A 21,958-nucleotide genomic window follows, 5' to 3' on the forward strand; every position below is an offset into this window, starting at 1 on the left:
TTTATTTCTCCTGAATCGAGGTAGTATAAATAGGAAAGTACATATTTAGCAAATGGATAAATTAATAAAAAAAAGCATATTTTTTTTAAATAAGAATAGGTGGGGTATTATAAAAACACGATTGGTGAAATTTGATATTAATGCGAAAGCTGTTTTGAAAATACCTAATAATAAATTAACATTAGGAGCTACTTGGTCTAGAAAAGATAGATTTCCATCCCTATTGGTTATTCGAGAAAAAGCATCCTTAATAGTCAAAAATAAATTTAGAATATACTCTGGTGCAAAAATATATATTAACAAAGATGCAAATCTAATTTTAGGGAGTGGTTATATTAATCATAACTTAAATTTAAGTTGTTTTAAGCATATAGAAATAGGAGAAAACGTCGCTATTTCAGAAAATGTTACTATACGTGACTCTGATAATCATCAAATAGGGACAAAACTAGAAAAAAGCGATTTGGCACAACCCATAAAGATTGGGAATAGGGTATGGATAGGTGTTAATGTAACGATACTTAAAGGTGTTACTATTGGGGATGGTGCTGTAATTGCGGCAGGTAGTTTGGTGAATAAAAATGTACCGTCTAGGTGTTTAGTAGCCGGAGTTCCTGCTAAAGTAATTAAAGATAATATTGAATGGAAGTAAAATGATGGGTGATGCAAATTCTTTAATAAGTGTAGTTGTAACAACTTACAATAGAAAGGAATATTTAGAGGAATGTTTGCTAAGTATTCAAAACCAAACCTATACTAATATAGAGATTCTAGTTATAGATGATGGTTCTAATTCTGTAAATGCAAATGCTAACAAGCTAATTTGTAGTGAATTTTCAAAATGCACCTATTTTTTTAAATCAAATACCGGACAACCAGATTCTAGAAATTATGGGATTAAAAGGAGCAAAGGAAATTATATTGCTTTTTGTGACGATGACGATTATTGGGTATTGGATAAGTTAGAGCAACAATTGGAGGTTTTTAATACTGATCCTGATTTGTTTTTTGTAACAGGATGCGTGGGATTTATAAATGAATATGGTGAAATTCTTGATGAAGTAAAATGTCATCAAGGATATGAGGATGGAGAAATGTTTAAAAATTTTTTGGAAAAAAATAGGACGAAGTCCATTACTCCAATTTTAAAAAAAGAAGTGTTTGATAAAGTAGGATACTTTAATATCAATTTTACATTAGCAGAGGATTGGGAATTTTGGAGAAGAGTGAGCTATTTTTATAAATTACACAATACAAACACAGTTCTAGCATATGTTAGATTACATCCAAATAATATGTCGAAAACAAGGGAGGCAGATCCTTTAGAGCCTTTTTTGTTATATAGGAAGTTAACAAAAGCCTTGTTGCAGTGGGGTGATTCCTTTTTTACAGAGGATGACATTAAATTAATTTACCGAATTGAGTATAAATATAATCGTAAATTGTTTATTAATCACTGTCCTGGAATTAGAAAGAAAGTGTACATGTCGGGTAGAATAATTAAACATGATTTTAGAGATATGATTCATTTATTACAGTTGTTGTTTATGTTTTTTAATAATAAAATTTAAAAGGACATTAACTCTTTAGTAAATAATAATTATACAAAAAGAATTGAAAGAGATCTTTTAATTTTAACAAAAACTATTTAAAAGAATGAGAATTTTATTAGTGTCGGGTGGCTTTCATTGGTCTGAAGGAGCTATAGCTAAAGGAATCGTAGAAGCTTTGCCAGATGATGAAATTTATTTTTTTTCTATACATGAGTTTAAATATAGATACAGCGAATTTGAAACTTTACTTCGTGAGGTAGATATAGTGCATTGGCTTTTTAATGTGGGGCATTTAAACGATGATAAAAAGATTGCGTATAAGCATATCTCGATTCCTCAAATAGCTACAGTTCACCATATATGTAATGATGAGACATATAAAATAGAAGAAGCTTCATATGCAGATGTTATACATGTTGTGTCTAATGAGTGGTTAAATTATTTAAAAAATTATACAAACACAAAGGTTGTTAAGGCATCACTCGGTATTATGCCAGATAATTTTAAGTCTATAAATTCAAATCTTTATTCTGGTGAAGGAACCTTTAAAATAGGTATGATGGGATCTTATCCTGGAAAAGATAATAGAAAACGTATAGATATAGCTCTTGAGATATTTAAAGAACTAGCTTTAAAAGATGTAGATTTTGAATTAGTATTGCAAGGGAGTGGTTGGGAAACTTATTTTATAGATTTAAAAAAATCGGGCGTAAAATATACCCATCATAAATTAACTGCGGATGGTGAAGCTCTAAAGTTTTTTGAATTAATTCATGTTTATTTATGTACTTCAGATTATGAAGGAGGGCCATTACCTGTTTTAGAGTCTATGGCAAGTGGGATACCCGTGGTTTCGACAACTGTAGGGGTAGCGGCTGATGCATTAGAAAAAGGAGGTGGGGTTTTATGTCCAAAAGGTGACGTCGTCGCTTTACTAAATGGTTTAGTATTATTAAAAGAAAATCATGACGTATACTTGAATTATGCCTTAGAAGCGAAAAAAATAGCTTACAAATATTATTCATGGAAATCATTAGGTTTTATGTATAAAGAACTTTTTGAAAATACTATTTCAGAATGGCAGTCTTCCAATGTTAAAACTTGGGAATACCGTACAAAAAAAACTAGATTGTCGAAACAACAAAGAAAAATAGAATTACTTCATGATGATTTGAGTCAATCTTTGCAAGTCTTGAAAATAGGTAAAAAGAAAGAAGGTTTAAAACTTGCTCTAAAACCTATTTTATGTACTAAGATAAAAATCAAACGAAAAATTATTTTTTTTAATAGAAGTTTTAGGTTATTCTTTGATAAATATTAATGAGTAGAATGAAAATAATAAATAGAATATCACTAGTTTTTTAAAAACAATTGAAAAAGTAGAGTGCTTTATTCTCTATGGTATCGCTGTATCTCCGATAAAAAATAAATGAAAAATATTTCAATTTATCTATAAATTAAGAAGACGTGTGCTTAGTTCGGACTTGCATCAATTCAGATTTGTATAAAATTTTAATTATTGAAACCACCACTTAAAATAGCCATTTACACGGGGGTATTGCCCAATACCACCTTTATAGAAACCCTTATTGCAGGCGTTGCTAAAGAGCATAAGGTGTTGTTGTTTGGTACACCAAAGAAAGCTGTGACCTATACTTCAAAGAACATACAGGTTATCCCTACGCCAAATTCAACAATACATAATCTCTTTTTAACCTTTATACGGACGGTGCAATTGCTGTTTTTATCTCCTAGATTATTAAAAATAGCCATTACAGAAGCCAAACGCTATCCGACATTTTATATTAAATGGATGCGTTTTTCACGTTTTGTTCCTGTTTTATTGCATCAGCCAGATATTTTTCATTTGCAGTGGTCGGCACGGATTGACCGGTGGCAATTTTTAAAAACAGCATATCCTTGTCAGTTTGTAGTAAGTGTTTTGGGCTCGCAATTATTGGTAATGCCACATATAGATCCCAAAGTAGGTGCGCGCTATCATACTTATTTTAAACAGGTTGATGCCGTGCACGCGGTGTCTGAAGATTTAGCAACAAAGGCAAAATCTTATGGCGCTATTGCAGGTCGCGTACATGTTATTCGCACCTCAATTCCGAGTTTAGCCTTTGCTAAATTTAATCGCAATGCTACAAAAGCCCTTTTTAAAATAGCCCCTTCAGTAATAGCTCCGGAGTTACATTTAGTATCTGTAGGTAGACACCATTGGGTGAAAGGCTATGCTTATGCTATTTCGGCGGTACATGCTTTTAAGGCCAAGAGATATGCGGTAAAGTATACGATTATAGCGGAAGGGAAGGTGCCAGAAGATTTGCTATTCCAAGTCCATACTATGGGCTTGCGCGATGTGGTGCAATTTAAAAGTGGCATGCCTCAAGCCCCATTGTTTGACGCCATGTTACATTATGATGCTTTGGTATTGCCAAGTGTTAGTGAAGGTGTCGCTAATGTTGTGGTTGAAGCTATGGCTATGGGGTTACCGGTGATTTCTAGTGCTTGTGGTGGGATGTCTGAAGTGGTTTTAGACGGAGAAACCGGGCTTTTGGTGCCAATACGGGATGTAGATGCATTGGCGAATGCCTTTGAACGGTTTGTGGGGTTGTCTCCAAAGGCATTAGATGCCATGCGATTTGCGGCTCATGAGTTGGTTAAAACCACGTACCATGAGGATAAGAGTGTAGGAGGTATGTTGGAGTTGTATAAGTCGTTGGGTTTACTTTGCTATTCCTCTTCACAATGACGATTGGGTTACTTCGTTGTTCCTCCTCGTAATGACGGCAGGAATTACTACATTTGTGGTAGAAGCCATACCTATATGACCAAACGCTTAAAGATTGCAATCTTATCGGGGACTATACCCAGTACCACTTTTATAGAGCACTTAATACAAGGGGTTGCAGAAACTCACGATGTGTATTTGTTTGGGGTTGAAAATAAAACTGTGGATTATAGGTCTAAAAGTATTCATGTTTATAGTACACCAAAAGCGATTCTAAAAAATATTATGGTTTCAGGGGGTCGGGTCTTACGTTTGGCCTTAACCTCTCCTAAAGATTTAAAATCCCTTCTGGGGATTGTACGTGAGCATTCTGGTGTGTATGCGCAATGGATTTGGTTTACTAAATTTTTACCTATAGTATTGTATAAACCTGATGTATTGCATTTGCAGTGGGCGCGGGATGTAGAATTTTATACGGTGTTTAAAACGGTGTTTGGTATTCCTTTGGTGGTGAGTTTACGTGGTGCTCATATTAATTATATACCCATTATAGAACCCCGAATGGCGACGGTATATCGAAAACAATTTCCCTACGTAAATGTCTTTCATGCCGTGTCGGAGGCTATAGGACGAGAAGCTACCTTGTATGGTGCGGCCTCTAACCGTATTCGCGTGATTCATTCCCCGATACCGGCTCCATTTTTTAACTATTTTAAGCCTTATACCATCTCGAACAAAAAACAGATCTCATTGGTATCTGTTGGGCGTTGGCATTGGATTAAAGGTTATGAGTATGCTTTAGACGTTTTATACCTTTTAAAGGAGAAAGGCTATAATGTATATTACACCATAGTAGGGCCAAGTTTTTATACGGAAGCCTTATTGTTTAAAATACAGCAACTTAATTTAGTTAATCAGGTGCATTTAGCACCTGCCATGCCACAAGCTACTTTATTACCTTTTTTACACGATTTTGACGCCATGCTATTGCCAAGTTTACAAGAAGGAATAGCAAATGTGGTGTTGGAAGCCATGGCTATAGGCTTGCCTGTAATTTCTACAGATTGCGGTGGTATGCGGGAAGTGGTTGTTCCTGGAGAAACAGGATGGTTGGTCCCTGTTCGAGATCCTGAAGCGATGGCAGCTGCGGTTCTAGACCTTAAAGCGACCTCGGAACAGGATATAAATTGCATTACTAAGCAGGCTTATACGTTTATAAAGTCGGAGTTTGCTGCATCAGATAGTATTTTGGGGTTTGTAGCGATTTATGAGGGATTGGATTTACATCGTCGTGAATTCACTTCGTCTTGAGTTTACTTCGTTGTTCCTTCTTAGAATGGTAGCTAGGATTATAAACTATTTACTATATTAGCTCGCAATTACATATGAAAACAGTAACCACACCAATCATTCCCATACAACCGACTTATGCGAAGGTGCATGCGCCACACGAATTGCACTTGGAGGCGATTTGCGTATTTGCGGCTACAGGTTTTTTTTTAGATACGGACACGTATTGGAAAGATAAAGTGGTGTTGCGTCCGGGGTGTGAACATCAATTGGATGATGATGGTTATTTACTTACTTCTTCACCTTATTTTAAATGGCATCACACGCCCGATTCTACCTTGACTTTTGAGACTGCTTTGGCTGAGTTTACTACTTTGTTTGAAACCATTATTTCTGAGCAAACGGCAGATAAGCGTGTTATATTGCCAATATCTGGAGGTTTGGATAGCCGTACGCAAGCCGTAGCCTTAAAGCATATAGGTGCCGAGGTGCAGGCTTATAGTTATCAGTTTAAAGGTGGCTATGCCGAGACCGATATTGCAGAAGCTATAGCAAAGGTTTGTGACTTTCCGTTTAAAAAATATACCATTCCTGAAGGGTACTTGTGGGATGTTATTGATGAATTGGCAACAATCAATCGCTGTGAGTCTGATTTTACAAGTCCGCGACAGATGGCTGTAAAAGACGATTTGGAGGCTTTAGGTGAGGTGTTTTCTCTAGGGCATTGGGGTGATGTGCTATTTGATGATATGAAAGTTGCCGATGATCTATCTGTATCAGATCAAGTGGACGTTATTAAGCATAAATTGATAAAGAAAGGTGGATTAGAATTAGCAGAGGCATTGTGGAAACAATGGAACTTGGGAGGTGTTTTTGAAACGTATTTTCAGGACCGTATACTATCCTTGTTAACAGCAATTCCAATTTCTAATAGTGCTAATGCCCGTATTCGCGCTTTTAAAAGTTTGTATTGGGCAACACGATGGACCTCAATTAATCTGGCTGTTTTTGAAGCAGTGAAGCCCATTACTTTACCCTATTATGACAATAGGATGTGTGCCTTTATATGTAAACTCCCAGAAGCCTTTTTAAAAGACCGTCGCTTACAAATTGCTTATATAAAAGCTAGAGCGCCAGAGGTGGCCAAGATAATGTGGCAAGACGCTAAACCTTTTAATTTGTACAACTATTCTAAGAACAGGTTTCCTTACAATATACCATATCGGGTGCGCTATAAAATAAAACGTGAATGGCAAGCCGTATTTAAAGCCCCCTATATACAACGTAATTGGGAGTTACAGTTTTTAGGCGCTACAAATGAAGCTGCATTGGAGCAAAAATTGGCAGACCCCGGTTTACTGGCTTGGGTGTCGCAAGATTTGGTTACACGGATGTATACTAATTTTAAAACGGAAGATGCGGTTAGATATTCACATCCTATAAATATGTTGTTGGTGTTAGAATCTTTTAATAATAAGTATAATGAGGGATAAATTGACTATTTTATTTACCATCCCCAATTTTAAAACAGCAGGAAGTCAGTTTGTGTTATTGGGGATTATCCAACGCTTAGACTCTAGTAAATATAGAATTTTTGTAGGTGTCGATAATCATATTAAAGAAGCGGAAGCTGTTATTGATAAATCACAGCTTTTAATTTTACCTAAGCCTGGTCAATTAGGTAAGCTAGAATACATTAAGGCTTATACTTCTGTATTAATACAAAATGGAATTCAGTTAGTACATTCCTGGGATTATAAATCAAACTATCTGGAACCTTTATCATGCCGTTTCATGGGAGTTAGTTATATATATACTAAAAAAAATAATACATGGTCTCGAGCTTGGAAGATTAAAAGTATGTTGTCTCATCATATTGTATATGATCAACCTCAAATGAAGACTCAATTTTTCAGCACTCCATATTTTGTAAATAAGATTTCTTTTATACCCCATGGTGTGGATTTGAATATATTTAAGCCTTTACCTAAAAAGCCACATGATACATTTAATATTTGCTGTGTAAGTAATATCAATGAAAATAAAAACCAATTGTTTTTAATACAGGCGCTATTAGAATTGCCAAAACAGGTTCATTTATATTTATATGGTAAAAGTGATACCGAGTATAAACAGCGGCTTCTGAGCTTTCTTAAAGTTAATCATTTAGAGAACCGCGTGTTTTTTATGGGATTTTTTGAAAATAAACGACTTCCAGAAGTCTTTGGTAGTCAAGACTTGTTCGTGTTGCCTTCGCTTCAAGAGGGAATGCCCGTTAGTGTGTTAGAAGCTATGGCTTGTGAATTACCCGTATTATGTTCAGATTCAGGAGGTGGTACGGCGTTTATTTTAGGAGAGCAAAAGAAAGATCAAATGATTACATTATTGCATCCTACAGATTATATAGAAAAGGTAAAAAAACTTATGAGTGATAACGACTATTATGAGGAAGTTAAAAAGAAAGGAGCCACCAGAGTGCAAAGTGAATTTTCGATAACACACGAGGTCTCTCAATATGAATCCGTTTATCTTAAACTGAAATTTTAAAGTATAATGGCATCTTATAATAAACATGTTATAGTATTGGGGTCAGCTAGAAGTGGTACCAGTTGGTTGAGTGAAATTATTGCTCAGCAGCATCGCTACCGTATGTTGTTTGAACCTGAACATGAATTTAACACCCCTAAAGGCCATTTGTTATGTGATAGATGGATTACTTCGGCGCATAATAGCAGTAAACAAAATAAATATTTAAAGGCTGTGTTTGCAAACTGTGTGGATTGCGACTGGATTGGACAAATTTCGAATAGAACTTACAAACGACATTTGTGGCCCTTTTTGCCAAAAATGTATGTTATTAAAATGGTAAGAGGGAATTTATTAGGAGGCTATGTCAATTCAGTGTATAAGATACCAACTATCCATATTATTCGTAATCCTTATGAAGTTATTCATAGCCAAATGCGGGTCAAGTTTCCATGGCTCTTCGATTTGTCTATATTTGCAGAACAGCCTGAATTAGTAGCGTTAATTCAAGACCACTTTAATTATGACATAACTGCGTTTAACCAATTAACCGAAGTAGAACGTTTATCATTACGGTGGTGTATTGAAAATGTAATCCCGTTAGAGGTTTTAGAATATCCTAAATATAAGTTTGAAGTGGTAAGGCATGAGGTATTATTACATGATATTAATGCGTATTATTCGTTGTGTAGACGTTTTAATTTAGAACCTTTACATGATTTAGAAACACGATATAAAAACCCATCATCTAAAATGCATCCCAGAAGCCAAATATTGAAAGGAACTCAGATTGATACTCCCTTGGTAAATGCTGTGTCTATGAAAGCAATAAATACTATTTTGTTAAAATTTCAGACTACATTATATCCTATAGTAGATATTTATAAGAGAAAAGCGGTATGAGTAAACACATCGCTCTCATATTATCTCAGCCTCCAGGCTACTCAGAAACCTTTTTTAAATCTAAAATACAAGGATTGCAGGAAGCTGGCTATCAGGTAAATTTATTTGTACAAAAGAACGATGCTACATTTAAGGACTGCACAGTGTTTACTTTTCCAAAAGTTTATGGGAATCCCATAGTTCAATTGTTTGCAACATTCATTGTTTTTTTTAGTTTAATTCCTTTTTATAACCGTGTCTTGCGATTTGTGAGGTTAGAGCAGGAAGGGAAACGAAAAAAGAGTCAGATTTTAAAAAATATATATACCAATGCGACGCTGTTAAAAGCAAATGTGGATTGGATACACTATGGTTTTGCAACAATGGCTTTACAAAGAGAATTTGTCGCTAAAGCTATTGGTGCAAAAATGGCCATAAGTTTACGAGGGTTTGATATTGATGTATATCCTATGAAACACCCAAGGTGTTATAAACGCTTATGGCAGGAAGTTGATAAAGTTCATGCTATTTCTAATTATACCCTACAGCAAGGTTACTATTATAAATTGACGAAGCAAGTCCCTGTTCAGATTATAACCCCTGCGGTTAAATATATTGAAACACATCCGGCTAAGCCAAATGTATCTGTAACAAAAATTATTACTGTAGGCCGCTTACATTGGATAAAAGGCTATTTGGATATTTTGGAGGCTTTAGCTTATTTGAAGCAGTATACACGAAATTTTCACTATCACATTATTGGAACGGGACCAGAAATAGAGGCTATAAAGTTTTCCATTCATCAATTGGGATTAGGCGAACATGTTACTTTATTAGGACAGCAGTCTCATGATGCTGTGTTTAGATTTGTATCTCAAGCAGAAATTTATTTGCAATATAGTCATTCAGAAGGGTTTTGTAATGCGGTATTAGAAGCGCAAGCATTAGGTAAATTATGTATAGTTTCTGACGGAGGTGGTTTGACGGAAAATGTATTAGACGGTCAGACCGGTTGGGTGGTGCCTAAACGGCAACCTAAACTATTAGCTAAGCAATTGGAGTTTGTTATGCGGTTAACTGAAGATGAACAAACCAAAATAAAGCAGGCTGCCATGCAACGTGTTCAAAAACAATTTAATTTGAAGCAACAGCAAGCTGCATTTGTGGCGTTTTATAGGGATTAGATTTAGATATAATTAAATACCTTAAATAAGACAATTAGCCTTAATAACAGATTAATTATATAGTTAGTTACATGAAATTATACTACCCGAAGCAACACTACAATCCCCAATATCGTGGTCAGGTGTTCCCGTTATTAAAACCGTTTATTAAGGATGCGGGGTTTACAGATGCCGAGCGTGTGGCTTTATATGGGGTGTCTGAAGTCGATTTTTGTGTGGTTAATAGCTTAGAAACTTGTGATGTTGCTGTGTTACCGATGTCTTGGAATTACTATATAAAGACCAAGCGGAAGTCGGAAGCTTTAGAATTTATAGCCGTGGCCCGAGGGGCACAGAAAGTTGTTTGGGTGGTTATGTTGGACGATGTAGGTTTAACCTTTCCAGATCTTAAATGCGTTACTGTTTTTAGAGCAAGTGGGGTGCGTAGTGCATTGCCTAGTTGGCATGTGGGCATACCTATATTTATAGAAGACCCTTTAAAAATAAATTATAACACAACTACAGTTATTGAGCGCCCTTATCAAGCTGTGCCTAGCGTTGGGTTTTGTGGCTTTGCCACACCTAACCCCAAGCAGGTTATTACTGATTATGCGAAAGGTATTTTTAAGAAAATAGCCTATAGTTTGCGATTGACATCTTATGTGCCAGAACACATGATGGCTGTGACGTTATGGCGGTACCGTGTTTTAAAACAATTGAGCGATTTTAAAGGTATACGTACAAACTTTATATTGCGAGACCAATATCGTGCAGGCGCACAAACTAAATTGGAACGAGCAAAATCGACGCAGGACTTCTTTGATAACATAAAAGGTTCTGATTATGTGGTGTGTATGCGAGGGGCTGGAAATTTTTCGGTACGTTTGTACGAAACCTTGGCCATGGGGCGTATTCCAGTGTATATACATACCGATGATTTGTTACCTTTAGCTAACAGTATTGACTGGGAAGCACATGTGGTTTGGGTAGAGGAAGCCGATATGGACTGTATAGGACAGCGTGTATTAGCATTTCATGATAGGTTAACAGAAACTTCCTTTTTGGCATTACAACATAAAAATAGAGCCTTATGGCAACGGGAATTAGGGTTGAAAGGGATATTTATGGATAAAATTTAAATGGTTATGATAGAAAATAATCAAATAGTAATTTTGTTAACAGGAACTATTGAGCCTAACTCATTAGATACTTTGGTGTTAAAAAATCCGGTAGATAGAAAAACACAATACATTGAAGCTATACGTTTTTATTTGAACCAAACATCATTTAAAATAGTTTTTGCTGAAAATTCTGGAAATATGCTAGATACGGAATTTTTTGATTATAATGAGCGTTTGGAATTATTGACTTTTAATGCTGAACCCAATATTCCAGACAGAGGTAAGGGGTATATGGAATTTGATATTATAAATTATGCCATTAATAATTCTAAATTTATACAACATTCTAATTATATTGTTAAAATTACAGGAAGACTAAAAGTCTTAAACACAAATTCTATTTTAAAACCTTTTCGTAATAAAAAACGCAATAATTTAATGGAAATAGCCTGTAATTGTTACAAAATGGGTAAAATGGATTCTAGATGCTTTGTTTTTAGAAAGGATAATTGGTTAGTTTTTAAGAATTATGGAGAAAAACTAGATTTATCGTACTCTTTTGAGCAAGCATTGTGGGATGTTGTAAGTCAGTTAATTAAAGTTAATATGCTTGCATATTCTAATTTTGATTATGCTTTACGAATTCAGGGAGTTAGTGGTGGCTTTGGAAAGACTTATAACGATTCATATATCTATTATTTCCTTAAAACTATAAAACTATGGTTTACAAAAAAATCAATAGTTAAATTACTTGAATCGAAAAAATGAAAATTCTTATACTTTACACGTATAATAAAAGTTTCCTGTCTCGTTTTTTTAAAGAATTGGCAGAAGAATTAACTGTTCATAGCCATTTGGTAACTGTGGGCGCTTTAAAATCTAAGCGAGATACTTTTCAATTAAATGATGTGCAATATAGAATTAAACATAAAGGTAGTTTATTACAAAACTATTATACCGTGTATAAGCTGATAAAAGAGATTAAGCCAGATGTTGTAATTTCTAATTTCAGTTATGTTAATCCTGCCTTGTTATGTGGTAAATTATTGGGAGTAAAACAGAATATTGCTTGGATGCATACTTTAACACAACAAATTACTCCTAATTTTAAGCAAATATTTATTAAGAGAAAGTTTTTAAAATATGCAGATACGATTATTGTAAATTCGAATCATTTGAGTCTTGATTTGCAGAAATCATATAAAATATCTAAGTCTGTTATTGAAATTGTGCCTTTTTGGTTTGATTTACCATTGGAATTGAAAGGAGGGCGTGTAAGTAAAAGTAGAGACGCTATTTTTAAAATAGGTTGTCCCGGACGTCTTGTTAGGGATAAGAATCAGATTGTGATATTGCAGGCTTTAAGTCGATTAAAGACTAATTTGGTCCAGTTGAATATCGCAGGAGTGGGAGATTATGAAAGTTGTTTAAAATTGTACGTTAAAGACAATGATTTGGAATCGCAAGTCAACTTTTTGGGTGTGTTATCAATGGAAGAGATGATCAAGTTTTACCAAGACATGGACCTGATTATATTACCGAGTTTACATGAAGCATTTGGTTTAGTGTTTATAGAAGCTATAGCTTATGGTGTGCCAGTATTGGTGTCTGAATCTTTTGGAGCTTTACACTTTATAGCTCCTGAAACACCTCATCTAAAAGACATAATTTTTAACCCGCAAGATGTTAATGAACTTACACAAAAATTATCACAAATTGTAAAAGGAGATTATTTACCTTCAGATTATTTTCTGCGAATTCATCAAAATAATTTTAGAAAGGACCTTATTTGTAAACAGATTCACTCTTTAATTTCTTAAATTATACATGCTTTTTCCATTTCTTAAATATTTACAACCTACTCATTATTTTCGATTAAGGAAATATAATAATCTTTCAATTTTTCCTAAAGCAGATCTGTTAGTAGATGGTGTACGCTCTAAATTAAACGAAGATCTAAATTACTCAAACGAAATTGCAACATCTTATGACTTGTCTTGGCAAGCCATACAATGCGGTTATATTGGACCTTGCGAAACCTACACTGAGTTTGAAAACATACCCATTGTTGATAATTATAGATTTGCTCGAAAATATTTTAGTCCGTTCTGGGTGTTCTATATTTTAATTATTCGTGTTTTTAGTTTTTATAACCCCATTACTGAGGTGCAGGGGTGGTGGAGTACCCGTAAAGTTACCCGGAGTAGGTATTTAGAAACTCCGTTAACATATCCGGATTATAGTGATTTTGAATCGAGCTTACTAAAACAGAAGCCTCTAGTTAGTGTGGTGATTCCAACCTTAAATCGGTATTCTTATTTAAAAGATGTATTACACGATTTACAACATCAGGATTATACGCATTTTGAAGTTATTGTTATCGATCAATCTACACCATTTCAAGCCGATTTTTATAAGGCCTTCCATTTAGATTTAAAGGTGGTGTATCAGGAAGAGAAAGCCTTGTGGTTGGCTAGAAATCGCGCTATAAACATGGCTAAGGGCGATTATATTTTATTGTTTGATGATGATAGCCGAGTTTCTGAACATTGGATTAGTGAGCACTTGAAAGCTTTAGATTTTTTTAAAGCCGACCTGTCCTCTGGAGTTTCTATCTCGGATGTTGGAGCCCCTACACCTGCACATTATGCCTATTTTAAGATAAGTGATCAATTAGATACAGGAAATGTATTGCTAAAAAAAGCTATTTTTAAAGACGTTGGATTATTTGATAGGCAATTTGAAAAACAACGTATGGGAGATGGAGAATTTGGTTTGCGGTCTTATGTTGCGGGATATTTAAATATATCTCACCCGTACGCTAAACGTTTGCATTTAAAAATAGGTAGTGGTGGTTTACGAGATATGGGTAGTTGGGATGCGTTTAGAACCAAATCTCTGTTAGACCCGAGACCTATACCTAGTGTGCTATATTATTTTAGACGGTATTATGGTGATTACATGGCTAAATGGGCGTTGTTGCGTACCGTACCATTTTCTATAATGCCCTACCGTTTTAAAGGTTCTAAATTGATGATGATTTTGGGAGCGTTTGTCTCTGTCTTTATTTTGCCCATAGTAGTTTATCAAGTTTTTAAATCGTGGCATATGTCTAGTAAAAAAATAGAAGAAGGGCCTTTAATAGAACGGTTGTATTAGTTATATTGCGGGCTTGGCTAATAAAAATACTTTAAGTTTTGGGTTAGGCGAATCTAAGTCTATAAGTTCTTGCACTATTCATATAAATGCATGATTGTAATAATTTAAAAAAAACGTGTGTTGTGCAGTATAATATATTTAATTTTAGTTGCTATTAAACTCAATCTTTGAAACCTATTAAAATTCTTATTGTTACTTCTGAATTTCCTCCACAACCCGGAGGTATAGGTGATCATGCTTATAATTTAGCGCATTATTTATGTAAAGCAGGATATGCGGTAACTGTTATAGCCGATCAGCGCTCTGTACATGGAGAAGAAGAGGCTGTTTTTGATGCTTCTTTGGCCTTTAAAATGTTACGTATTACACCTACAACCCCTCGTTATAGAATGTATACAACACGGTTAAAAATTTTAAACCGGGCTATTACCGATACGGATGTGGTTATTGCTTCAGGAAAATTTTCGTTATGGAGTGTCGCGCTTCTAAGTAGATTCGTTACCGTTGTGCGCGTGGCAGTGATACATGGTTCTGAAGTTAATTTTAAACAGCCGGTGCTACGGGGTAGTATTAATCAGGCTTTAAAGCAGTTTACTAAAATTATAGCTGTTTCTCAATTTACAAAATCGTTAATACCACTTCAACTTCAGAACAAGACAGAGGTTATTCCTAATGGTTTTAATCCTGATAAATGGAAGATTGATAACACTATAGCAGTAAGATTGGATGGTTACCCTAAACTTATAACTGTAGGACATGTAAGTACACGAAAGGGACAACGGGAAGTGATAAAACTTTTACCAGAATTGGCTTTGCGTTATCCAAATATAAGTTACCATTGTGTAGGGGTACCAACAGAACAAAATGCCTGTGAATTATTAGCCAAGCAATTGGGAGTCGCTGAAAGGGTTTTTTTTCATGGTCGCGTGAGTAATGAAACATTAAAGGCTTTGTTAGAAGCAAGTGATGTTTTTGTTATGTTAAGTACAGAAACAAAAACAGGAGATGTAGAAGGCTTTGGCATTGCGTTACTAGAAGCAAATGGGCAGGGCATTCCAGCTATTGGTTCTAGAGGGTGCGGTATTGAAGATGCCATACAAGAGGGACAATCCGGATTTTTGGTCCGGATAGGCGATGTTATTGCTTTTGAAACGGCTTTGGATAACTTAATGCAGCATAAAGATAGGTATGCCGTAACATCTAAACATTGGGCGCGCCAACATTATTGGGAAGTCATTATTAAACGATATATAGAAGCGATACCAGCGTTAACTGAAAGTTAGAAGTGACGAATGGTTGTAATTTTGAAACACATGAATAACTATGCTATTTCCTATCATTAATTTAAAACAGATTTATTATATAACGAATAATTCATGAAACTAGTCATTATATCTCATACTGAGCACTATCTGAAAAGTGATGGGACCCTTGTAGGTTGGGGCCCTACGGTTACTGAAATTAATTACCTAACCGAGGTGTTTGATGAGATTGTTCATTTAGCGATGTTATATACGGGAGATGCTCCAGCTAGTGCGTTACCGTATACACATCCAGGCGTATCGTTTGTAAATATTCAGGCTGTAGGAGGTTCGAGTTTAAAAGATAAGTTAAAAATATTAACCGCTGCTCCGAAAACCATACAGTTGGTAAGCCAGTATGTTTCTACTGCCGACTATTTTCAGTTGCGTACTCCAACGGGAATTGGTGTATATTTAATCCCGTATCTAACTTGGTTTGTAAATACTCCAGGGTGGTATAAATATGCGGGGAATTGGAAACAGTCTTCTGCTCCATTAGGCTATGCCTTGCAACGTTGGTTTTTGAAAAAGCAACATCGAACAGTCACTATTAATGGCACTTGGAGCGATGCCCCTAAGCACTGTGAGCCTTTTGAAAACCCTTGTTTAACGGAGGCTGATTTGGCCTTAGGAAAAAGCATTACGGCTAAAAAAACATTAGTACCACCGATTAATTTATGCTATGTTGGTCGTTTAGAAACGCCCAAAGGTGTTGGCCGTATTATTGCAGCGCTATCTGGATTGGATGATGATGTTAAAGCCAAGCTAGGTGTGATTCATTTAGTAGGCGACGGTATAGAGCGTTCCGGTTTTGAACAACAGGCTGCATCAAGTGGTGTACAATTTAGATTTCATGGGTTTTTATCTCGAACAGCCGTATTTAAGGTATATAAGGATTGCCATGGTTTTGTGATGCCTACCACAGCATCTGAAGGTTTTCCTAAGGTATTGGCCGAAGCTATGAATTTTGGTTGTGTGCCTATAGTGTCTAAAGTGTCTTCTATTGGACAATACATTAAAACAGGAAAGAATGGTTTTGTGTTGCAGGATGTTAATATTGAATGTCTTAGTGCTAATGTAACTGAATTTATAAATTTATCTAACCAAACCTATCAAGTTTTAGTGGCTAACGGACAGGAAGTGGTTAAACGTTTTACTTTTGAGTATTATAACGCACACATAAAACATGCTATTTTAAACCACGAATAATGAAGATCGCTTATAAACCTAAAACATACCAAGATAACTTTATTCCGCTTCTAATAGGGCATGTGGCTTTAGGTGTAGCTATTTATTTTTTTGAACCTATAGCACGTGTTTATTTTATAGGAGTCTTATTTTATTTTATGTGGCATATTATTGCGGCACCCAATGCCGACAAAACTATGTATGTGTTATTGGGGTGTGCTTACATTGTAGGAGGCGAGGTGTTTTTAAGGATGGTTAAAGGGTATTTTTTCTATGAAACCGGAAAATACTTTGTCCTGCTAATGATGCTTATGGGCATTTTTTACAATGGGGTGTCTGGAAAGGCCTATCCCTATTTTTTATATCTTATATTATTGGTCCCCGCCGTTATTGTGGCCTCTATTACGTTAACTTATGATGCCAGTTTTAGAACCAATGTGACTTTCGTGTTGGCTGGCCCCGTAACCTTAGGGATAGCCACGTTGTTTTGCTATGATAAAAAAATAACGCAACAGCAAATTTTAAAAGTGTTACAGTATTTAGTATTACCTATTATTTCTATGACGGTGTTTTTGTTTTTATATAACCCTTCTGTGAGAGATACTATATCGAATACCGCTTCTAATCCTGCTACCTCTGGGGGATTTGGGCCCAATCAAGTATCGACAGCTCTTGGGATGGGTATGTTTGTGATGGTGGTACGAATTTATATGCAGTCGCCTACTTTTTTTATGAAGATTTTAAATATAATTATTTTTGCAGCCATCACATTTCGCGCTATCATTACCTTTAGCCGAGGAGGGGTGTTTGCGGCCATAATAGTGGTGTTGGCGTTTTTAGGTGTGCTGTTTTTAAAGTCTAATTATAAGGTTAAAAATCAGATTATAGGGTCGACATTTTTATTTTTAATTGCTATTGCGTTTACTTGGTTAATAGGGTCGCTACAAACAGGAGGACTACTGGATAAACGGTATTCTAATGAGGATGCCTTGGGGCGTGAGAAAGGTGATGTGACTACAGGACGAGGTTCATTATTTATGGAAGAAATGGATGGGTTTTTAAAAGATCCTGTATTTGGAATTGGGGCGAGCCGAACCAAAAATATCCGGGTACAGAGAACAGGTGAACAGTTACCAACACATAATGAAGTTGGGCGCTTACTTGGCGAACATGGTATGTTCGGAGTTATTATATTATTGATTTTAATTATAAAGCCTTTAGCGTATCGGTCGACAAACTCCAAGAGTTATTATTTTTACGCTTTTTATTGTTTTTGGTTTGCCACCATAAATCACTCGGCGATGCGTATAGCGGCGCCATCCCTTTTTTATGCTTTTGCTTTATTAAATATTACAGATGTTAAGAAAAAAAATATTATACATAGGAAACAACTTATACAACAGTAAAACAAACCCTTCATCGATACAAGTTATAGGTAAGCAATTGGAAAGTGCTGGGTACGAGATGTATTTTAGTTCGAGCAAAGACCACAAGGTTTTACGCTTGTTAGATATGCTTTATGCTTGTTTAAAATATAGAAAGATCGTGGATGAGGTTATTATTGATACTTATAGCACGAGGAACTTTTATTTTGCCGTAATAGTAAGTCAATTATGCCGATTTTTAAAATTACCTTATGTACTGAGTCTTAACGGTGGTAATTTGCCAGCACGCTTGCAAAATAATCCAAAACTTTGTGAACTTACATTTAAACCCGCTAAAGCTTTGGTTTCTCCTTCTTTATATTTGTTAGATGCTTTTACTAGACATGGGTATTCTGAAGTAGTGTATATTCCAAACGCTTTGAATCTGGAGAAATACTCTTATAAACATAGAGTTATAGATGAGCGGTTTGATTTATTATGGGTGCGATCGTTTTGTAAGATTTATAACCCTTGTTTAGCAGTAGATATTCTAAAATCTTTACAAGATCGTGGTATACAAAGCAGTTTGTGCATGGCTGGTCCAGATACCGATGGTTCTCTAGCAAAAGTTCGTGCACATGCCCAAGCTCTGGGAGTAGATTTACGTACGCCAGGCAAACTAACCAAGGCTGAATGGACCCATCTTGCCAAAGACTATAATGTATTTATAAACACCACTAATTTTGATAATATGCCCGTGAGTGTTATAGAAGCCATGGCTTTGGGTTTACCTATAGTCTCTACAAACGTGGGTGGGATGCCTTTTTTAATAGATGATGGGGTAGATGGTGTCTTGGTCCCACCAAATTCTAGTGTAGCTTTTGTTGAAGCGATTTTAAAGGTGGCTAAGGACACTGAAGCGACCCAGTTGATGGTTGCTAACGCTAGAACAAAAGTTGAAAAGTTTGATTGGGAGGTGGTGAAATTGCAGTGGATGGACGTCTTGTCTTGATGGTTTTAAGATAGTCGCTGTAGTTGGTTTTAGTTGTTGATTATTAGTGTTTTTGAGGTTATTGCTTTTATTGGTAATATGACGCTTGTCATAGTTTTCTAAACGTATATTTTCTACCTTAATAGGAGTAGAAATAGAAGGTTAACTTTAAAATATATCGTTATGAAAGCTAAAAAAAATCCAAAACTAGACATTGGGAGAAATAGCAGTATATATTTTGCTATCGGGTTAAACATTATGTTATTCTTTTCTTGGCAGGCTCTAGAATATAGAACCTTTGATACGGGTTTAGACGACATAGAAGTTCTTGATTTGGCTCCTGAATTTCAAGAAGACATACCAATTACAAGGGTTAATATTCCTTTACCGCCACCGCCACCTGTTATGGTTTCCGAATCTATAAAAGTAGTAGAGTCTATAGACGATATTGAAGAAACCGTGATAGAGAGTACAGAATCTTCGCAAGAAGACCGTATTGCACCCGCAGAAGCTGTGATTGCAGTAGATGATGTTGTTGTAGATGAAGTAGAAGAAGTGGCCGAAGTCCCGTTTGCGGTAATAGAAGATATACCCGTGTTTCCGGGGTGTGAAGGTTTATCTAATGCGGCGTCTTTAGCTTGTTTTCAGACTAAAATGAACGCCCATATTAAAACCCATTTTCGATATCCAGAAGAAGCTTTAAACTTGCAAATAGAAGGACGTGTTTCTGTTTTGTTTGTTATCGATGAAAACGGTTATATTGTAGGCATACGATCTCGAGGTCCGGATAAGATTTTAGAACAAGAAGCAGAGCGTATTATTGGATTGTTGCCTAGAATGAAACCTGGTATGCAACGCGGTAAACCTGTAAAAGTAAATTATGCTGTGCCTATATTTTTTAAATATAAAGTAGCTTTATAGTATGATTTTAAATTGAATTATAATAAACATACGCCTTAGCCTAAGCTCGGGTGTATTTTTTTTAAGACTAGCCCTAGTTGAGGTTTCATGCTATGTATTAATTGTTTATTTTTGATTTCTAATATTTTAAAAAGGGCTTTTAAATACTTTAATATTTTTCCACTTTTGTCGAAAATTTTAACATTATATCGATTGACGAACGGTTGGTGGGTATTGTAAGCGGTATTCGTCTATATTTACAAGTAAATTCCTACACCATAATGACTAAAAACCAAATCTCATTCAATATATCTGAACGTAAGATATTACTACGCGTTGTGGATATAGGTTTTGTTTTAACCGTTTTGTTTGCTTTAAGTACTTATTTTCATTTTGATTATTTTACGTTGTCTAATGAAAATTGGTCTTGGGTAATTGTGTTAGTTGTCTACCTTAGTCTTTTTGGGACTGTTTTTGAGATTTATGATTTACAAAAATCGAGCACGTTCCAGTCCACCTTGCCCAACGTATTTATGACGGCCATGGTAGTAGTGGTTTTTTATTTATTAACGCCATTATTTACACCCTTTTTACCCGATAAACGGATACAAATCTTTTTTTTCTTCTTAGGGATACTGGGGGGCTTATTATTTTGGCGCGCTTTGTATATTACTTTAATATCTAGTCCGCGGTTTTATAAAAATGTTTTGTTGGTTGGAGAACCTACGCATATAGACGAGATCGTATCGTCTTTTAAAGCGGTAGATCCGAATTATAAAATTGTAGGATTTATTAATTGTGAACCCAGTAATACGCTTTTACCCAAACTGGTTAAGAAATATAAGGCTGCAGATTTAAATAAAATTATAGTAGACAAAAATGTAACAGAAGTTATAGTGGCGACTTATAACTCGGAGTTGATTACGCCCAGTTTATATCAGGATTTAATGCATCTTCTGCATCGTGGCTTTGCGATAAAAGAATATACACAAGCTTTTGAAGAAATGACTTATCGTATTCCAGTGCACTATTTAGGGAAGGATTTTTATAAGTATTTTCCGTTTAATAGGAATAACCAGAATAAGCTGTATTTGTTTCAGCGTTGGATATTTGATATGGTTTTTGCGCTAATAGGATGCCTTGTCGGGATTGCGTTTTTGCCTTTGGTGCTGTTAGGGAATCTAATAGGAAACCGAGGGCCTTTATTTTATAGTCAGCAACGTGTGGGCGAACATGGGAATTTGTTTTCTATTATAAAATTTAGAACGATGGTGGTGGATGCCGAAAAGCATGGTGCGGTTTGGGCGTCTAAAAATGATGCACGCGTTACCCGATTTGGAAAGTTCTTAAGGCGTTCGCGATTAGATGAAATACCACAATGCTTAAATATATTAAAGGGCGATATGAGTCTTATAGGACCCAGACCAGAACGTCCGAAGTTTGTTAAGGAATTGGCAGAGGTTATTCCTTTTTATGAAGCGCGACACATGATTAAGCCGGGTATTACAGGTTGGGCACAGGTGAAAGTGCGTTATGGCGATACGGTTGAAGATAGCCTTATGAAATTGCAATACGATTTGTTTTATATAAAACACCGTAGTTTTTTTCTTGATTTAAATGTGATTGTAAAAACCATTAGTACGGTTATATTTTTTAGAGGACAGTAGGCTTGTTTTTGAGTTTGATACGTGTTAGTGTTCTTGACTTTGTTTGAATGCCCTTTAAGTATTTAATGCTAAGTTTATGCATTTTTTAGTTCTCGACTCCGCTTGAATGCCCTGAG

At 35.5% G+C, this 21,958-nt stretch carries 19 protein-coding genes; all 19 read left to right on the plus strand.

Annotation, left to right across the window (positions count from 1 at the left end; genetic code table 11):
• Positions 1-52 precede the first annotated feature (52 nt).
• The 19 genes from AC0UBM_RS13815 to AC0UBM_RS13905 all read left to right on the plus strand — a co-directional run bounded on the left by AC0UBM_RS13815 (position 53) and on the right by AC0UBM_RS13905 (position 21,842).
• Positions 53-652: an acyltransferase gene (locus tag AC0UBM_RS13815; RefSeq protein ID WP_475688982.1), complete on the plus strand. Its 600-nt coding sequence runs from the start codon at positions 53-55 to the stop codon at positions 650-652.
• Positions 639-1,571: a glycosyltransferase family 2 protein gene (locus AC0UBM_RS13820; protein WP_475688983.1), complete on the plus strand. Its 933-nt coding sequence runs from the start codon at positions 639-641 to the stop codon at positions 1,569-1,571. Before AC0UBM_RS13815 ends, AC0UBM_RS13820 begins: the two co-directional genes overlap by 14 nt.
• Before the next feature lie 85 nt (positions 1,572-1,656).
• Positions 1,657-2,874 carry a glycosyltransferase family 4 protein gene (locus tag AC0UBM_RS13825; protein ID WP_475688984.1) on the plus strand — a complete coding sequence of 406 codons (1,218 nt, stop codon included), beginning with the start codon at positions 1,657-1,659 and terminating at the stop codon, positions 2,872-2,874.
• A gap of 198 nt (positions 2,875-3,072) precedes the next feature.
• Positions 3,073-4,311, plus strand: a complete 1,239-nt coding sequence (locus tag AC0UBM_RS13830; RefSeq protein WP_475688985.1) for a glycosyltransferase family 4 protein — start codon at positions 3,073-3,075, stop codon at positions 4,309-4,311.
• 75 nt (positions 4,312-4,386) lie between these two features.
• The gene (locus AC0UBM_RS13835) at positions 4,387-5,601 is read left to right on the plus strand and encodes a glycosyltransferase family 4 protein (RefSeq protein WP_475688986.1); all 1,215 of its coding nucleotides are present in this window, start codon (positions 4,387-4,389) and stop codon (positions 5,599-5,601) included.
• Positions 5,602-5,675: 74 nt separating this feature from the next.
• Entirely contained in the window at positions 5,676-7,073 is a 1,398-nt protein-coding gene (locus tag AC0UBM_RS13840) for an asparagine synthase-related protein (protein WP_475688987.1), read from the plus strand.
• Positions 7,063-8,127, plus strand: a complete 1,065-nt coding sequence (locus AC0UBM_RS13845; RefSeq protein ID WP_475688988.1) for a glycosyltransferase family 4 protein — start codon at positions 7,063-7,065, stop codon at positions 8,125-8,127. The genes AC0UBM_RS13840 and AC0UBM_RS13845 overlap by 11 nt, the downstream gene beginning before the upstream one ends.
• Positions 8,128-8,133: 6 nt before the next feature.
• Complete coding sequence (locus tag AC0UBM_RS13850; RefSeq protein ID WP_475688989.1) at positions 8,134-9,009, plus strand: sulfotransferase family protein; 876 nt, start codon at positions 8,134-8,136, stop codon at positions 9,007-9,009.
• Positions 9,006-10,172 carry a glycosyltransferase family 4 protein gene (locus AC0UBM_RS13855; protein ID WP_475688990.1) on the plus strand — a complete coding sequence of 389 codons (1,167 nt, stop codon included), beginning with the start codon at positions 9,006-9,008 and terminating at the stop codon, positions 10,170-10,172. Before AC0UBM_RS13850 ends, AC0UBM_RS13855 begins: the two co-directional genes overlap by 4 nt.
• A 71-nt stretch (positions 10,173-10,243) precedes the next feature.
• Complete coding sequence (locus AC0UBM_RS13860) at positions 10,244-11,290, plus strand: hypothetical protein (protein WP_475688991.1); 1,047 nt, start codon at positions 10,244-10,246, stop codon at positions 11,288-11,290.
• Positions 11,291-11,296: 6 nt separating this feature from the next.
• Positions 11,297-12,040, plus strand: a complete 744-nt coding sequence (locus tag AC0UBM_RS13865; protein ID WP_475688992.1) for a hypothetical protein — start codon at positions 11,297-11,299, stop codon at positions 12,038-12,040.
• Positions 12,037-13,092 (plus strand): glycosyltransferase family 4 protein, encoded by a 1,056-nt coding sequence (locus AC0UBM_RS13870; protein WP_475688993.1) that lies wholly within the window; start codon positions 12,037-12,039, stop codon positions 13,090-13,092. The genes AC0UBM_RS13865 and AC0UBM_RS13870 overlap by 4 nt, the downstream gene beginning before the upstream one ends.
• Positions 13,093-13,099: 7 nt before the next feature.
• On the plus strand, positions 13,100-14,431 hold the full coding sequence (locus tag AC0UBM_RS13875) for a glycosyltransferase family 2 protein (protein ID WP_475688994.1): 1,332 nt from the start codon (positions 13,100-13,102) through the stop codon (positions 14,429-14,431).
• A gap of 167 nt (positions 14,432-14,598) precedes the next feature.
• Positions 14,599-15,714: a glycosyltransferase family 4 protein gene (locus AC0UBM_RS13880; protein WP_475688995.1), complete on the plus strand. Its 1,116-nt coding sequence runs from the start codon at positions 14,599-14,601 to the stop codon at positions 15,712-15,714.
• A 93-nt stretch (positions 15,715-15,807) separates the two neighbouring features.
• Entirely contained in the window at positions 15,808-16,941 is a 1,134-nt protein-coding gene (locus AC0UBM_RS13885; RefSeq protein WP_475688996.1) for a glycosyltransferase, read from the plus strand.
• Positions 16,941-18,326 carry an O-antigen ligase family protein gene (locus AC0UBM_RS13890; protein WP_475688997.1) on the plus strand — a complete coding sequence of 462 codons (1,386 nt, stop codon included), beginning with the start codon at positions 16,941-16,943 and terminating at the stop codon, positions 18,324-18,326. Before AC0UBM_RS13885 ends, AC0UBM_RS13890 begins: the two co-directional genes overlap by 1 nt.
• Positions 18,277-19,296 carry a glycosyltransferase family 4 protein gene (locus AC0UBM_RS13895; RefSeq protein WP_475688998.1) on the plus strand — a complete coding sequence of 340 codons (1,020 nt, stop codon included), beginning with the start codon at positions 18,277-18,279 and terminating at the stop codon, positions 19,294-19,296. Before AC0UBM_RS13890 ends, AC0UBM_RS13895 begins: the two co-directional genes overlap by 50 nt.
• A gap of 162 nt (positions 19,297-19,458) precedes the next feature.
• Positions 19,459-20,196, plus strand: coding sequence for an energy transducer TonB (locus AC0UBM_RS13900; RefSeq protein WP_475688999.1), 738 nt, complete (start codon positions 19,459-19,461; stop codon positions 20,194-20,196).
• Positions 20,197-20,456: 260 nt separating this feature from the next.
• Entirely contained in the window at positions 20,457-21,842 is a 1,386-nt protein-coding gene (locus AC0UBM_RS13905) for a sugar transferase (protein ID WP_475689000.1), read from the plus strand.
• The last annotated feature ends 116 nt before the right edge of the window (positions 21,843-21,958 follow it).

Source organism: Formosa sp. F44 (assembly GCF_056238645.1).